Below are 15,041 nucleotides of genomic sequence, written 5' to 3'. Positions count from 1 at the left end.
GGCGCGCGATGGAGCCTTCGGCCGCCTGCGGATTGCTTCCGTGCTCACAAGCACACTTGAATATCATACCACAGCCCGCGAGGAAAATCCATAGGGCGCTGCAAGTCGGCACGGGACAAGTCATCGAAACGCAGGGAACGGAGCCGATTGCGTGAGATTTTCGGCGAACATGGACGATCTATCGGCGATTTCCGTTTGTATTCTGCTTGTGCAATCTTTATAATGAATTTAGCCTATACTTGCCTGAGGAGGAGTGGAGCCATGTCTACGCAACTCCAGACTGAACTGGGTCATGTCCATGTGTCGGATCATGTGTTGTCGGTGATCGCGGGCTCAGCAGCCATGGAATGCTACGGTCTGGTCGGCATGGCGTCGCGCAAGCAGTTCAAGGATGGCATTGCCGAACTTCTGGGCAGGGAAAATTTATCGCGCGGTGTCGAAATCCGTCGGGAAGGCGAGGCGACGCATGTCGATCTGTACATCGTCGTCAGCTACGGCACGAGAATTTCGGAAGTCGCGCACAACGTGCAGTCGCGCGTGAAATATGTATTGAATGAAGTCACCGGTCTGAAAGTGGATTATGTGAACATCATTGTGCAAGGCGTAAGGGTATCGCAGTAGGAGGGAATCGGGTGAGCAAGCGGGTGCTTGACGGAAAGACATTCGCGGAAATGGTGTTTGCGGGCGCGGACGCGCTGGAGCGAAACATGCAGCAAATCAACGCGCTGAACGTCTTTCCCGTGCCGGACGGCGATACGGGAACCAATATGAATCTTACGATGCGTTCGGGTGTGCAGGAACTGAGGAGCCGCCCGTCGCTTTCTTTAGGAACAGCAGCAGAAGCGCTTTCACGGGGGCTTCTCATGGGCGCCAGAGGCAACTCAGGCGTCATTCTGTCGCAGCTGTTCCGCGGGTTCGCCCGCGGAGCGGCCGGCCATGACGAGCTGAACGCTGTGCAGTTCGCCGGGGCGCTGCAGCAGGGGGTCGACACCGCCTACAAGTCGGTGGTGAAGCCGGTCGAGGGAACGATTCTCACGGTCGCGCGGGAATCTGCCCGGCACGCGGTGTCGATCGCCCGCCGCACGCCCGATATTGCGGCGCTGATGCGCGAGGTGCTGGCGAAGGCGAAGGAGACGCTGCAGAGGACGCCGGACATGCTCCCCATTCTGAAGCAGGTCGGGGTTGTCGATTCCGGCGGTCAGGGACTCGTCCATCTGTACGAGGGCTTCGCGGCGTACCTGTCCGGCGAAGCAACGGTTGAAGCCGTCGAGATGCCCGCCGCGGCCGAAGTCTTCGCGCCGGCCGCCGCGGCGCCTCCGGCGCGCCGTGCGGAATCCGCGCCGGCGCAGAGCCGGGTGGCGACGGAATCGATCGAATTTCCGTATGACATGGAGTTTTTCATCCGGCGTCCCGAACGGATGCCGGCCGGCATGCGTTTCGATCGGGAATGGTTCACCCGCGCGCTGGAGAAGGACGGGGATTCGGTCATCATCATCGAAGACGGCGACATCATCAAGGTTCACGTCCATTCGCGCAAGCCGGGCGATGTGCTCAATCTCGCGCTGCCTTACGGCGAATTGATCGACATCCGCATCCTGAACATGCGCGAACAGCACCGCGAACTGCTGGATCAGGAGGAGCCCGCCGGCGGCGGGCCGGAACTGGCGGCGCCCGAAGTGCTGACGGGCGGCGCTCCGGTGCAGGGCGTGTCGCCCGAGCAGGTGCACGAGTTCGCGCCGTACGGCATCATCGCCGTCGCGATGGGCGGCGGCATCGCCGACATCTTCCTCCGGCATGAAGCCGATATCGTGCTGTCGGGCGGGCAGACGATGAATCCGAGCACGGAAGATTTCCTGCAGGCGATCGAATCGCTCAGCGCGGAGCGGATCTATCTGCTGCCGAACAACGGCAACGTCATCCTGACCGCGCAGCAGGCGGCGGAAATGAGCGGCCGCTCCGTCACCGTCATTCCGACGCGCTCGATTCCGCAAGGGCTGGCCGCGCTGCTCGCGTTCAACGAAGCGGAGACGGCCGAGCGGAACGAGGAGCGGATGCGCGGAGCCGCCGAGTCGGTCCGTTCCGGCGAAGTGACGCTTGCCGTGCGGGATTCCACGATCGGCGGGCTGACGATCCGGGAAGGCGACTATATCGGCATCATGGACAAGGAGATTGTCACGGCTTCCGGCAGCCTGCAGGAGACTTGCCGCACGCTGCTTGCGAAGATGCTGGAAGACGGCGGCGAACTGGTCACGGTGTTGACCGGGGAAGGGACGAATGACGCGGAGACCGCGGCGCTGTCCGACTGGCTGCAGGACGCGTATCCGGATGCCGAACTGGAAATTTTCGAGGGCGGTCAGCCGCTGTATCCCTATTTGATTGCGGTGGAGTAATCGAACGATCATTCGCGAAAGACGGGAGGCATCAAGCATGTGTGCGGTGAAAATCATCGTGGACAGCACATCGGACATTCCCGCGGAAGAGTGTCAGCGGCTGGGCATCGAGATGATTCCGCTCAAGGTGCATTTCGGGGAAGAGACCTATCTCGACGGGGTGACGATCGGTCCAGGCAATTTCTATGACATGCTGGAAGCGTCCCCGGTCATGCCGACGACGTCGCAGCCATCGCCGAACGATTTTCTCGAATTGTACAAGCGCATCTTGGACAAGGATCCGGAGGCGCAGATCATCTCGTTCCATCTCAGTTCGGAATTCAGCGGCACGTACCAGTCGGCCGTCATCGCCAAATCGATGCTGGAAGGCGAACACGACATCACGGTGATCGACTCGCGGTCCGCTTCCCACGGGTTCGGCGCGGCCGCGCTGCTCGCCGCGGAGATGGCCATGGAAGGCGCTTCGAAGGAGCAGATTGTGGAGGCGGCCCATCGGATGCTCAAGGGCATGCGCATCTATTTCCTCGTCGACACGCTTGAATATTTGCAGCGGGGCGGCCGGATCGGGAAAGCGGCCGCGCTGATCGGCGGTCTGCTCAACATCAAGCCGATTCTGACGATCCAGGACGGCGTGGTTGCGCCGGTCGAGAAGACGCGGGGCACCAAGAAGGCCATGAACCGCATCATCGAAATGCTGGAAGAAGAATTCGGCCGTTCGCCCGTCCATGTCGGCATCGGCTGGAGCAAGTACGACGAGCAGGCGAAAGAGCTGCTGGCGCGGATGCAGGAGAAGTTCGACGTCCGGAGCGTCCGCCATGTGCTCATCGGCAGCGTCATCGGCGCGCATGTCGGACCCGGAACGTCAGCCGTCTTCATGTACAAGGCGTGAACGTGATGAATATCAGGCTGGACCAGATCCCGGTACGGCAGATCAAAGGCGTGAGCGCCCGGAAAGAAGAGGAGCTTCACGCCTTTGGCATCCGTACGGCGGCGGATCTGCTGGAATATTTCCCGTTCCGCTACGAGGATTACCGGGTGCGGGAGCTGGAAGAAGTCGGAGATGGAGAGAAGGCGACCATACAGGGCAAAATCGCGGCCCCGCCGGTCGTGCAGCGCTACGGCGGCAAAACCCGCATGTCCTGCCGCGTGGCGGCGGGCCGGATGCTCATTACGGCTGTCTGGTTCAACCGGCACTTCCTGAAGGATCAGCTGACGCCCGGACGGGACATTACGCTGACGGGCAAATGGGACCGGCACCGGCGCCAGCTCACGGTGGCCGAGTCGGAGTTTCCCGACCGCGGGGCGTCGAAGACCGGCACGCTGCAGCCGGTCTATTCGGTCGGAGGCGGCATCACGCAAAGCTGGATGCGCAAGACGATCGCGCAGGCGCTGCAGCAGTTCGGCCATCTCGTGCCGGAAGTGCTGCCGCACGAGCTGATCCAGCGGCACGGGCTGATGCCGCGCAGGGAAGCGGTGATGCGGATCCACGCGCCGGGCAGCGCGGAAGAAGGCCAGGCCGCGCGCAGGCGGATGGCGTATGAGGAACTGTTCCTGTTCCAGCTCAAGCTGCAGGCTTACCGCGCGCATACGCGCCGCAAGCGGGACGGCATCGCGCATACGGCGGACAACGCGGCGATCCGCGAGTTCGCGGCAGGACTGCCGTTCGAGCTGACCGACGGGCAGAAGAAAGCGGTGAACGAGATTCTGCACGACATGCGCCAGCCGTATTGCATGAACCGGCTGCTGCAGGGTGACGTCGGCTCCGGCAAGACGGTCATCGCGGCTATCGCGCTCTATGCCGCCGTGAAGAGCGGGCATCAGGGGGCGCTGATGGCGCCGACCGAGATATTGGCCGAGCAGCATCTGCGCACGCTGGAGAAGCTGTTCAAGCCGCATGGCATCCAGGTGGCGCTGCTGACCGGCAGCCTGACCGAGCGGCAGCGGCGGGACGTGCTCGCCGGATTGCAGATGGGCATGATCGACGTCGTCGTCGGCACCCATGCGCTCATTCAGGAGGATGTCCATTTCCGCAGCCTCAGCCTGGTCGTGACGGACGAGCAGCACCGTTTCGGCGTCGGCCAGCGCAGCATTCTGCGCCGCAAGGGAATCCATCCGGACGTGCTGACGATGACGGCGACGCCGATTCCCCGGACGCTGGCGATTACGGCGTTCGGCGACATGGACGTCTCAACGCTGCGCGAGCGTCCGAAAGGGCGGGTGCCGATCAAGACGTACTGGGTTCGGCATGACATGCTGGACCGCGTGCTCGGCTTCATCCGGCGGGAAGTGGCGGCGGGGCGGCAGGCTTACATCATCTGCCCGCTGATCGAGGAATCGGACAAGCTGGACGTGCAGAACGTCATCGATCTGCATCAGCAGATGCAGCAGGCTTTCCCGGATCTCAAGGTCGGGCTGCTGCACGGCCGGCTGACCGCGGCGGAGAAAGACGCGGTCATGCGCGAGTTCGCGTCCGGCGAAGCGCACGTGCTCGTCGCGACGACCGTCGTTGAGGTCGGCGTCGACGTGCCGAACGCGACGCTGATGGTCGTCATGGACGCGGACCGGTTCGGCCTGTCGCAGCTGCATCAGCTCCGGGGGCGCGTCGGACGCGGGTCGCACGCGTCCTATTGCGTGCTGATCGCCGATCCGAAATCGGAGACGGGCCTCGAGCGGATGCGGATCATGACGGAGACTGACGACGGATTCGAAGTGTCGCGGCGCGACCTGGAGCTCAGGGGACCGGGCGATTTCTTCGGCACGAAGCAGAGCGGCCTGCCGGATTTCAAGGTGGCGGATCTGTCGTCCGACTACGCGCTGCTGGAGACGGCGCGGGACGATGCGGCGGAATTTGTGTCGCGGGAGGCCTTCTGGCACGATCCCGCCTGCGCGCGGCTGCGCGAGATGTTGATGCGGGATCCGGTCTTTCAGGGCGAACAGCTCGATTGAATTATTTTCGGCCGAAATTTGCGGCGGATGACAACTGCGCGGTGCGGACGTCATATCCTGAAATGACGGCCCCGGCCCGGCCGGACCGTCAATGCGATGGAGGTGCCGCGCGTGGGTTATCAGCAGTACGGCATTCGGCCCGAGTTGGTCGAGCGCGTCAAACGGAAGATGAAAAATCTGGCAACCAAGGAGCGGATGAAGGCGCTGCTTAACGGCGTGACCAAGTACGACCTTCAGGATCGGGCGAAGGTGCGCCGTCTTGTGCGCTCGGCGGCCGCCATCCTGAACGAGCCGCTCACGTCCGACCTGGAAGAGCGGATCATCGCATTCGTGATCGCGCAGCGGATTGATCCGAACAACACGCTGCATCTGCTCCGGCTGTGGAGCATGTTCCGTTAGGGCGCTGCGGGTCAAGCGGGTCAGACAGCGAAAAAACTTCCTCTGTTCCGGGATTCGTCACACGGATCCGCGGATGGAGGAAGTTTTTTCTTTAAATAGCAAGCCGTCCGTTCTCAGGATTTGGCGAGCGGCTCGATCAGGGACGGATCGTCCGCCTTGACGCTGCCGACCGCTTTTCCGACCGGGTACGCTTCGAGTTCGGACGCCGGATACGGCGTGTACAAATGACGCAGCGCTTCGGGATCGCGCACGCTGCGGTCCAGCCAGAGCGCCTCGTCTTCCGGACGCAGGATGACCGGCATCCGGTTATGAATGGGCGCCATCAGTTCGTTCGGTTCCGTCGTCAGGATCGTCACCGTGCTGATGCGCCGCCCGTCCGGCGCGGTCCATGTCTCGTACAGGCCGGCCATGCTGAAGATGCCGCCGCCCCGCAGCACGATGCGAAGCGGCTGCCGGCTGCCGTCCGGCTCCGTCCGCCATTCGTAGAAGCCGTCCGCCGGCACGAGGCAGCGCTTCGTCCTGAGCGGCCCGCGGAAGGCAGGCTTGTCCGCGGCCGTCTCCGCGCGGGCGTTCAGCAGGCGGCTGCCGATTTTCTCATCCTTCGCCCAAGACGGGATGAGTCCCCACCTCAGTTCCCCAAGCCGGTTCGTCCGGCCGTCGCTGATGACGGCGGGCACCATCTGACCGGGCGCCACGTTGTATTTCGGCCGGTGGTACGGAATGTTCGTCACGCCGATCATGTACCGCACCATCAGCTCTTCCAGCGTCACCGTGATCGTGTAGCGGCCGCACATGCGCGATTCTCCTTTGCGTTCTTCTCTTGAGGCCATTATAGCGTCTTGCGGCGTGCCGCCGCCACTGCCTGCGCATGCGCGCCCGCTGAACCTTACAGAAAAATACTGTTGATGCACGAACATAAGTTCGTGTATTTTAAATTATGATAAGAACGGATGTTCTTGTTTCAGGGGAGGACGGGGCGATGGCGCGGAAACAGCGGGTGATCATGCTGGCGGACTGCCAGTCGTTCTATGCCAGCGTCGAGAAGGCGAAACATCCCGAGTACGAGGGGAAGCCGCTCGTCGTGGCGGGAGATCCCGAGCGCCGTTCGGGCATCGTGCTCGCCGCCTGCCCGCTCGCGAAGGCGCGCGGCGTCACCACCGCCGAACGGCTCGGTGAAGCGCTGGGCAAGTGCCCCGACTTGATCGTGGCGAAGCCGCGCATGCAGGAATACATTGAGTATTCCCTGCTCATCACGCGCATCTACGAGTCGTTCACGGACATGGTCGAACCGTACAGCATCGACGAGCAGTTCCTCGATCTGACCGGATCGGCCCGCCTGTTCGGCGGACCCGAGGAGGCGGCCCGCCGGATCCAGAAGCAGGTGCTGGAGCAGACCGGCGTCTACGTCCGGCTCGGCATCAGCACGAACAAGGTGCTGGCGAAGATGGCGTGCGACAACTACGCGAAGAAGCATCCGACCGGCATTTTCCGGCTCGATCCGGGTCGTCTCGAGCAGACGCTGTGGCAGCTGCCGGTCGGCAAAATGTTCATGATCGGCTCGCGCATGACGGCGCACCTGAACCGGATGGGCATCGAGACGATCGGCGACCTGGCGCGGGCGCCGCTTTCCCGGCTGCGGGCGCGCTGGGGGATCAACGGCGAGATGATCTGGCGCATCGCGCGCGGGTGCGACGATTCGCCGGTGACGCCGGACACCCACATCGGGCAGAAAGGCATCGGCCACCAGATAACGCTGCCGCGCGATTACGAGACGCGGGAAGAACTGCGGGTCGTGCTGCTCGAGCTGTGCGAGCTCGTCTGCCGGCGCATGCGGGCCAAGGGGAAAATGGGCCGGACGCTGGCCGTCGGCTGCCAGGGCGCCGACTTCGACCGGCCGAGCGGTTTTTTCCGGCAGATGACGCTGCCGTATCCGACCCAGGCGACAAACGACGCCTACCGGTTCGCGTGCGAACTGTTGGACCGGCATTGGGACGGCTTGCCGGTGCGGAAGGTCGGCGTCGCGATGACCGGTCTGCAGGACGACCGGGAATATCAGCTGCTGCTGTTCGACCACCGGGAGAAATACCGCGCCCTCGAACGGGCGACAGACCGGATCAAGGACAAGTACGGCGACGATTCGATCATGCGCGCCGTCTCGCTCACCGAGGCCGGGCAGGCGAAGGACCGGGCGCGCAAGATCGGCGGCCATTACAAATGACGCCGGAGCGGCATGCGCAGGGCGGCGGAGCACGGTCGGCGGCCTCGCGCAGACGGCGGTCCGGAAAGTTCGGGCCGGCTCCCGGGAGCGGAAAGGCGACAGGAGCGGGTCGGAAGACAACTGCGAGCAAGGCGGCAAGTGCGGGTCAGACGTCGGCTAATCATCAACAGAGGATCAGACATCGAAGAGAGGATGGCGGACAGCAATGGCAAAACCGCGCGTGAACAAATTGACATCCGGGTACAATCTGCTCTGGGAATCGAGCCGGATGATGCTGCCCGAACACAAGGAGCGTATCAATGGCCACCGGGAGTCGCTGAACCGCAAAGAGCGCCCCGTGCTTGACGAACAGGAGATGGAGGAGCTGGCGCTTCGGATCGGCGAATCGCTCGAGACGGGCCGGCCGGTCACGCTGAAGCTGTACGGCGAGTATGCGGACCGGGAGGTGACGGGCGTCGTGACGAAGGTCGATCCGCAGGCCGGACGGATCCGGCTGCGCACGGCGCTGGGGGACATGTGGGCGAAGATGCAGGATGTGATCGGCGCGGAATAAAAGAATCCTCATTTATCCTCCATAGTTTGTCTATACCGCTTAGCACCAAATCCCATAGACTGTAGCATCTCAGGCAAGCAGGGGGTGAATGGGATGGGAGTTTTCCTCGATCAACGCAGCTCAATGAACTCCAACACGGTCGGTGCTCCGAACGTACCGCTGAGCGCTACGCCGACGCTGTTCGGCATCATCGGGCTTCAGACGCAGAACGCGCCGAACACGATTATCGCGCTGGACGGCATGGTCGGCATCAGCGGCGACATCGGCGACACGTTCACGGTTGACATCGTCCGCGGCTCGACGTTCAACCCCGCCAATGTCATCTTCACGTTGACCGGGACGGTGAGCGTAACGGGCACGACGGAAGTGCACTCCTTTACGGCACAGGATCTGCTGGCGCCGCCGGCTGCGGAGACGGTCTACACGGCCTTTATCTCGGGCACGACGACGGCCGTGCGGAACGGCCCGGAAGTGTTCCGGGGCATCGCCTCGACCGCCTGAGTGCGCCGCCCTGCGCAAGAACCCCGGTTTTCGGGAAGACCCCCGGCTCCCGGGGTTCTTGTTCATATTGCCAAGCGCAAAAGGACGCCCGATTCAGTTCGGGCGTCCTTTTGTGATGATATGGAGCGCTTTGCCGAAGTCGAGCGCGACTTTGCCGGTCTGTTCGGCGGTGCGCTGAGCCAGCACGACGGCGTTGACGCCGCAGGAGAACAGCGCGATGTCGTACAGGTTGCGGTTGTCGGAAAGAAATTTGAGCGCCTGTTCCATCTGGGAATAGTCGGAGAACGGATAGACAAACGTGACGCGGATGCCCCGGAAACGGTTCTCGATGACCCGCTTCGCCGCGTCGGCATGGTGCGTCACGACCGCGATCCGCTTGCCGGCAAGCGTCTTCCAGAACATCGGATCCGTCGCCAGCATCCGGTTCACGCAGGCGTGGCAGACCGCTTTCGGCACGATGTGGAAATGTCGGAATACGCGATCCGTCAACTTGCGCTTCAGGTAGTCCGGCGCGTGGATCGTCCGGTCGCCGAAGGGCAGAATGCCAACGATGTCGACTTTGCGGATCGACTCGGCGACGGCGTCGCGCAAGGGCAGGTTCGGCAGCCGCAGCCCTTTCTTGCCTTCGTTTGCTTTAACGGCCCACGGCTCTTTCAGCACGGCGTCGATCGGCCAGACGGTCTGCTGGGCGAGCACGAGATTCTCGCCGTCCCCTACGCGGACGAGCGACAGCGGCGATTTCGTCTTGAGCGCATGCGCAATGCGCTGCAGCACCTGCGCTTGCGTCAGCTGCGTTCGATCCACGATGTATCATTCCTCCCGAAGGACAGAGATGGTGCGGGATTCATTTTTCAGTATATGTCCGGCTTGCCGAGGGGCATGGATGTCCGCCGCCGACTGCGGCCTGCGGCCGGATTTGGACGAATGGACGAGATCAATCAACCATGCGGCCGGCGCCTTGCATTCATACATTGAACGAGGAACAAGCAAGGAGGTTGAACATGGCCAGGCGAGTCGTCATCGAGATCAATTTCAACAACTACGGCATCGTCCCGGATCGGCTCAAGCCGGCATGGATCCGCAACCGGATCGCCATCTTCCGGCGATATACCCTCCGCTGTCTGCAGCGCCAGACGAACCCCGACTTTCTCGCGCTGCTGAAAGTTGCGGAAGAATCCGAGCCGCTGCTGAACGGACCGCTGCGCAAAGACTGGGAGGACTTCCCCCCGCACGTGCGGTTCGGCTCGGAGCGGACCTGCGTCGAAGCGATACGCGCGTTCACATCCGGTTATGACGAATTGTTCGTGGCGCGGCTCGATTCCGACGATCTGTACCGCAGAACGTTCGTGCAGCTGCTCATGGACTGGAAGCCGAAGCCGGGCACCGTCGCCCTGATCAATCAGAACGGCTACATGTGGGACACGATCGAGAACGTGATGGCCGAGGTGTACCATTTTTCGCCGCAGTTCTATACGTACATCTACAAGACGAAGGACTATCTGGACGGTTACCGCGTGAAGCTCCCCGGCAAAGGCCACGGCTTTGTCATCAAGCTGCCCCACGAGCTGCTGCCGGGGCGGAACTACGTGAACATCGTGCACGGCGCCAACGCGTCGAGGAAAAAAGTGCCGGCAAAGGGCAGGCTGAGCGAACAGCAGATGAAAGCCGTGCTGAGCGAATTCATCTAAGCCGCCCGCCGGCTGAGAAGGGAGACGAGGGCATGTACAGCGGCAGCACCATCCTGGTGACGGGCGGGACGGGGTCCTGGGGACGCCATCTCGTCCATACGTTGCTTCACAAATACGACCCGCGGGAAGTTCGGGTGTTCTCCCGCGGCGAGCATCGGCAAGTCGAGATGGAACGGGAGCTCGGCTCTGACGGGTGCGTCAGGTTCATCATCGGCGATGTGCGGGATTACGACGCCGTTCATGACGCCTGCCGCGGCGTCGATATTGTCTTCCATCTCGCGGCGCTGAAGCATGTGCCGATCTGCGAACGGCAGCCCGACGAGGCGTTCCGGACGAACGTGCTCGGAACCGAGAACGTCATCCGGGCTGCCATTGCGCAGCGGGTCCGGAAGGTTGTGGACGTATCGACGGACAAGGCGGTCGACCCGGTGAACGTGTACGGCATGACGAAGGCGATCGCCGAGAAGCTGACGCTCAGGGCGAACAGGCTGACCGACGCAACGCGGTTCGTCTGCATCCGCGGCGGCAATGTGCTTGGCACGAACGGCAGCGTCGTGCCGTTCTTCCTGGAGCGGATACGCCGCGGCGAGGATCTGCCGATTACGCACCCGGAGATGACGCGTTACTTCATGACGCTGCCCGAAGCGATCGGCCTGCTGCTGCGCGCGGCGGAGGCGGCGCTGGGCGGCGAGACGTTCGTCATCCGCATGCCGGCCTGCCGCATCCGCGATCTGGCGGAGGTGATGATCGAGCGGTCGGGCGCGGATGTGAGAATACGGGAAATCGGCATCCGGGAGGGCGAGAAGCTGCACGAGACGCTCGTGTCCGCGCGCGAAGCGCTGCATGCGCGGCATTACGACGACGAAGTGCTCGTCATTCTGCCGCCGTCCCCCGAACCCGAACTTGCGCGCAAATATGCCGCCTGCCGGCCGGCGAAGCCGCAGCCGTACCGCTCGGACGACGAACTGCTGGACAAGGCGGGCATCGCCGGACTGCTGGATGCCGGCGGGTTCTGAGGCGGCATGGGGACTGACGGCGCCATCAAGGCGGAGAGGAGGCGCGATATGGATACTCATGATCGGCCCGCTGCGGCCGTGGTCGGACTCGGCTATGTCGGGCTTCCGATGGCCGTGGCGCTGGCGAAGGCCGGATACCGGGTGTACGGACTGGATGTCGACGAGGAGAAAATCAACCGGCTGAACGCGGGCAAGTCGACGGTGATCGGTATCGACGACGAGACGATCCGCTCCGTCCAAGGCGAATTCACCGCCGGCGGCGACTACGCTGCCGTTTCACGGGCCCAGACGATTGTGATCTGCGTGCCGACGCCGCTGACGGCGGAGCGCGAGCCGGATCTGACGTTCATCCGCTCGGCGGTCGCCGCCATGCTGCCGCATCTGAAGCGGGGAACGCTGGTCGTGCTCGAGAGCACGACGTACCCGGGCACGACGGATGAGCTCATCCGCCGCGTCGTCGAAGAGGCACGCGGCTGGCGGGTCGGCGAAGATTTCCATCTCTGCTACTCGCCCGAGCGGATCGACCCGGGCAACCGCGTCTATCGGCTGGACAATTCGCCGAAGATCGTCGGCGGCGCGACGCCGGCCTGCCTCGAAGCGGGCGTGAAGTTCTACCGCTCGATCGTGCAGCAGGTCGTGCCCGTCAGCTCGACGGCGGCGGCCGAAGCCGCCAAGCTGTTCGAGAACACGTTCCGCAATGTCAATATTGCGCTCGTGAACGAATTTGCGCTGCTCTGCGAACGGCTCGGCATCAGCGTATGGGAAGTGGTGCGGGCGGCGGCGACGAAGCCGTTCGGCTTCCTGCCGTTCTGGCCGGGTCCGGGGATCGGCGGCCACTGCATACCGGTCGACCCGATCTACCTGAACTGGACGGCGAAGCGATACGGCCGGCCGATGAAGCTGATCGAGCTGGCGGACGAGGTGAACCGGCGGATGCCGCAGCACGTCGTCGAGCGGGTGACGGAGCTGCTGAACCGGGAAGGGAAGCCGGTGCGCGGCGCGCGCATCGCGCTGATCGGCATCGCGTACAAACCGGATGTCGACGACGTGCGGGAATCGCCCGCCCTGGACATTCTGGACGAACTGGCCGCCCGGCAGGCGGACGTCGTCTGCTGCGATCCGCTCGTGCCGTCGTTCCGCCATCGCAGACGGACGTTCCGGACGGTGAGCCTTACGCCCGAACTGCTGGCCGGCCTCGATCTGGCGGTTATCCTGACCCGGCATGCTTCGGTCGACGTTCGCCTGATCGCGGAGCATGCGCCGCTCGTGCTGGATACGAGGAATGTGCTCGACGGCTTCGAAAGCGGACATATCGCCCGGCTGGGAGAGCCGTCTCTCGGGCTGCCCGCCGCGCAGGGGTGAGATCCATGGTCAATGAAGATCAAGTCAACCAGCGGTACTACGGTAAGGCGGGCTCCAGCGCGTCGCACGAAGCGACGCGCGCCCGCATTCATTGGATGTGCAGGCATGCCAGACGCAAAAGAGTGCTGGATGTCGGCTGCAGCCAGGGCATCGCCTCGATTCTTCTTGGCCGCGAAGGGTATGAGGTGCTCGGCATCGATCTGGAAGACGAGGCGATCCGCTATGCGCGGGCGGAGCTGGCGAAGGAGCCCGCCATCGTCCGGTCGAACGTCCGCTTCATGACGGCGGATGCGACAAAGCCGCACGACTGGGGCCCGTTCGACACGGTGCTGCTCGGCGAAGTGCTCGAACATTTCACCCAGCCGGAGCGGGTGCTGGCCAATGTCTCGGGCTGGCTGGCGGACGGCGGCGTCTGCATCATCACCGTGCCGTTCGGCCTGCACGCGTTCCATGATCACAAGCAGACGTTCTACGCGGGACGGCTCGCGGAACTGACCGACCCGTATTTCGACGAGCTTACGATGGAAGTGCATCACCGCTACCTCTGCTATGCCGGCCGCAAGCGGTCGCTCAGGTTCCGCAGACCGGACAACGCCGACCGCTTGAAGCGTCTGATCCGGCTGGACGAGGAACATTTCCTCGCCTACGAGCGGCAGTATCAGCAGGGGGCGGGGAAAATGAGAGGCATGATCCAGAGCCAGAACGCGCGCATTCAGGCGCTGGAGGAGCAGTTGAAACAGAAGGACGGCCGGATCGAAGGGCTCATCCGCCAGCTGAGGGACCTGCAGCGGCAGCTCGCGGAAGCGCGGAAGAAACGGTCCGAACCCGGGAAAGGAGGGAGGACGTGACGACGATCAGTCTGTGCATGATCGTCCGCGACGAGGAAGCGGTGCTCGGCCGGTGTCTCGCATCGGTCGCTCCGGTCGTCGACGAGCTTGTCATCGTCGATACCGGTTCGACGGACCGCACGAAGGAGGTGGCGGCCTCCTTTGGCGCGCGCGTCTGCGATTTCGAGTGGGTGGACGATTTCGCGGCGGCGCGCAACTTCGCGTTCGACCAGGCGTCATGCGAGTTCATCATGTGGATGGATGCGGACGACGTGCTGCCCGACGGGGAGCGGGAAAAATTCGCGGCGTTCAAGGCGCAGATTCCGGATCACGCCGACGCCGTGCTCATGCCGTACTGGCTGGCGTTCGACGCGGCGGGAAGGCCGACGGTCGCGACGCGCCGCTGCCGGCTCGTCCGGCGGGGCCGGGGCTATCGCTGGCACGGACGGGTGCACGAGTATCTGGACATCTCAGGCGCCCATGCCATCGCTGTCGATATCGGCATCGCGCATTATCGCACCACCCGGGACCATTCGGACCGGAATCTGCGCATCTACGAGCGGATCGCGGCCGAAACCGGCGGTCTCAAGGGGCGCGATCTCTATTATTACGCGAACGAGCTGGCGGACGCCGGACGTTTCGGGGAGGCGGCGGAAGCCTATCGGGCGTACCTGGCTGAGCCGGCCGGCTACCGGGAAGACAAGGTGACGGCCGCGCTCAGGCTGTCCGACTGCTGCCGGCGTCTGGGCGATCCGGCCGGCCGGATCGACGCGCTGCTCCGCTCGTTCCTGTTCGACGCGCCCCACGCGGAAGTGTGCTGCGCGCTCGGCGGATGGTTCGAGGAAGCGGGGGACTGGCGGACGGCCGCCTATTGGTACGAGCGGGCGCTGGACGCGCCGCTCGCCGAAGGCTGGCTCGGCGTCGTCAACAACGCCTGCCGCACGTGGCTGCCGCATGCGCGGCTCACCATCTGCTACGGGCAGCTCGGCCGCTGGGCGGATGCGGCAAGACACAACGAAGCCGCGCTCGGGTGGCTGCCGGACGATGAAGGGCTGAAGGCCAACCGGCGCATTCTGGAGGAAAAGCTGCGGGAAGGCGCCTGATACTCCGCCCGCACTTGCGCATTCGCGCCCGTCTGCTA

The 15,041-nt window shown here is 63.7% G+C and carries 15 protein-coding genes; 13 read left to right on the top strand and 2 right to left on the bottom strand.

The features are described from left to right. The first annotated feature begins 261 nt into the window (after positions 1 to 261). From THECO_RS10590 to THECO_RS10570, 5 genes are all read left to right on the top strand, one after another. Entirely contained in the window at positions 262 to 621 is a 360-nt protein-coding gene (locus THECO_RS10590; RefSeq protein ID WP_015255038.1) for an Asp23/Gls24 family envelope stress response protein, read from the top strand. 11 nt (positions 622 to 632) lie between these two features. Then, positions 633 to 2,390 carry a DAK2 domain-containing protein gene (locus THECO_RS10585; protein ID WP_015255037.1) on the top strand — a complete coding sequence of 586 codons (1,758 nt, stop codon included), beginning with the start codon at positions 633 to 635 and terminating at the stop codon, positions 2,388 to 2,390. A gap of 37 nt (positions 2,391 to 2,427) precedes the next feature. Then, positions 2,428 to 3,279, top strand: coding sequence for a DegV family protein (locus THECO_RS10580; protein WP_015255036.1), 852 nt, complete (start codon positions 2,428 to 2,430; stop codon positions 3,277 to 3,279). 5 nt (positions 3,280 to 3,284) lie between these two features. Beyond that, positions 3,285 to 5,336, top strand: coding sequence for an ATP-dependent DNA helicase RecG (recG, locus tag THECO_RS10575; RefSeq protein WP_015255035.1), 2,052 nt, complete (start codon positions 3,285 to 3,287; stop codon positions 5,334 to 5,336). Between the two features lie 111 nt (positions 5,337 to 5,447). After that, the gene (locus THECO_RS10570) at positions 5,448 to 5,735 is read left to right on the top strand and encodes a stage VI sporulation protein F (RefSeq protein WP_015255034.1); all 288 of its coding nucleotides are present in this window, start codon (positions 5,448 to 5,450) and stop codon (positions 5,733 to 5,735) included. Positions 5,736 to 5,848: 113 nt separating this feature from the next. On the opposite strand, the gene THECO_RS10565 is transcribed toward THECO_RS10570, so the two are convergent. Then, a complete protein-coding gene (locus THECO_RS10565; protein WP_015255033.1) occupies positions 5,849 to 6,529 on the bottom strand; it encodes an SOS response-associated peptidase in 681 nt (226 codons plus the stop codon). 185 nt (positions 6,530 to 6,714) lie between these two features. Between THECO_RS10565 and THECO_RS10560 the strand changes: the two genes are divergently transcribed. The 3 genes from THECO_RS10560 (at position 6,715) to THECO_RS10550 (ending at position 9,007) form a co-directional block, all read left to right on the top strand. Continuing rightward, positions 6,715 to 7,953, top strand: a complete 1,239-nt coding sequence (locus THECO_RS10560) for a DNA polymerase IV (protein ID WP_015255032.1) — start codon at positions 6,715 to 6,717, stop codon at positions 7,951 to 7,953. A 205-nt stretch (positions 7,954 to 8,158) separates the two neighbouring features. Continuing rightward, a complete protein-coding gene (locus tag THECO_RS10555; RefSeq protein WP_015255031.1) occupies positions 8,159 to 8,506 on the top strand; it encodes a YolD-like family protein in 348 nt (115 codons plus the stop codon). Between the two features lie 93 nt (positions 8,507 to 8,599). Further along, positions 8,600 to 9,007 carry a hypothetical protein gene (locus tag THECO_RS10550; RefSeq protein WP_015255030.1) on the top strand — a complete coding sequence of 136 codons (408 nt, stop codon included), beginning with the start codon at positions 8,600 to 8,602 and terminating at the stop codon, positions 9,005 to 9,007. A 93-nt stretch (positions 9,008 to 9,100) separates the two neighbouring features. Here the strand turns inward: THECO_RS10550 and THECO_RS10545 are convergent, their stop codons facing one another. Beyond that, positions 9,101 to 9,811: a GT-D fold domain-containing glycosyltransferase gene (locus THECO_RS10545; protein ID WP_015255029.1), complete on the bottom strand. Its 711-nt coding sequence runs from the start codon at positions 9,809 to 9,811 to the stop codon at positions 9,101 to 9,103. A gap of 197 nt (positions 9,812 to 10,008) precedes the next feature. Between THECO_RS10545 and THECO_RS10540 the strand changes: the two genes are divergently transcribed. Genes THECO_RS10540 through THECO_RS10520 form a run of 5 tightly spaced genes read left to right on the top strand, consistent with a single transcriptional unit; the run spans position 10,009 to position 15,003 of the window. Beyond that, a complete protein-coding gene (locus THECO_RS10540; RefSeq protein WP_015255028.1) occupies positions 10,009 to 10,695 on the top strand; it encodes a glycosyltransferase in 687 nt (228 codons plus the stop codon). 32 nt (positions 10,696 to 10,727) lie between these two features. After that, complete coding sequence (locus tag THECO_RS10535) at positions 10,728 to 11,711, top strand: polysaccharide biosynthesis protein (RefSeq protein WP_015255027.1); 984 nt, start codon at positions 10,728 to 10,730, stop codon at positions 11,709 to 11,711. A 48-nt stretch (positions 11,712 to 11,759) separates the two neighbouring features. Further along, positions 11,760 to 13,073 carry a nucleotide sugar dehydrogenase gene (locus tag THECO_RS10530; protein ID WP_015255026.1) on the top strand — a complete coding sequence of 438 codons (1,314 nt, stop codon included), beginning with the start codon at positions 11,760 to 11,762 and terminating at the stop codon, positions 13,071 to 13,073. 5 nt (positions 13,074 to 13,078) lie between these two features. Beyond that, on the top strand, positions 13,079 to 13,921 hold the full coding sequence (locus THECO_RS10525) for a class I SAM-dependent methyltransferase (protein ID WP_015255025.1): 843 nt from the start codon (positions 13,079 to 13,081) through the stop codon (positions 13,919 to 13,921). Next, positions 13,918 to 15,003 carry a glycosyltransferase family 2 protein gene (locus tag THECO_RS10520; protein ID WP_015255024.1) on the top strand — a complete coding sequence of 362 codons (1,086 nt, stop codon included), beginning with the start codon at positions 13,918 to 13,920 and terminating at the stop codon, positions 15,001 to 15,003. The genes THECO_RS10525 and THECO_RS10520 overlap by 4 nt, the downstream gene beginning before the upstream one ends. The last annotated feature ends 38 nt before the right edge of the window (positions 15,004 to 15,041 follow it).

This window comes from Thermobacillus composti KWC4, assembly GCF_000227705.2.
Taxonomy (GTDB): domain Bacteria; phylum Bacillota; class Bacilli; order Paenibacillales; family Paenibacillaceae; genus Thermobacillus; species Thermobacillus xylanilyticus.
Note: the sequence above shows the minus strand (reverse complement) of the source record. Positions and strands in the feature narration are given on the sequence as shown.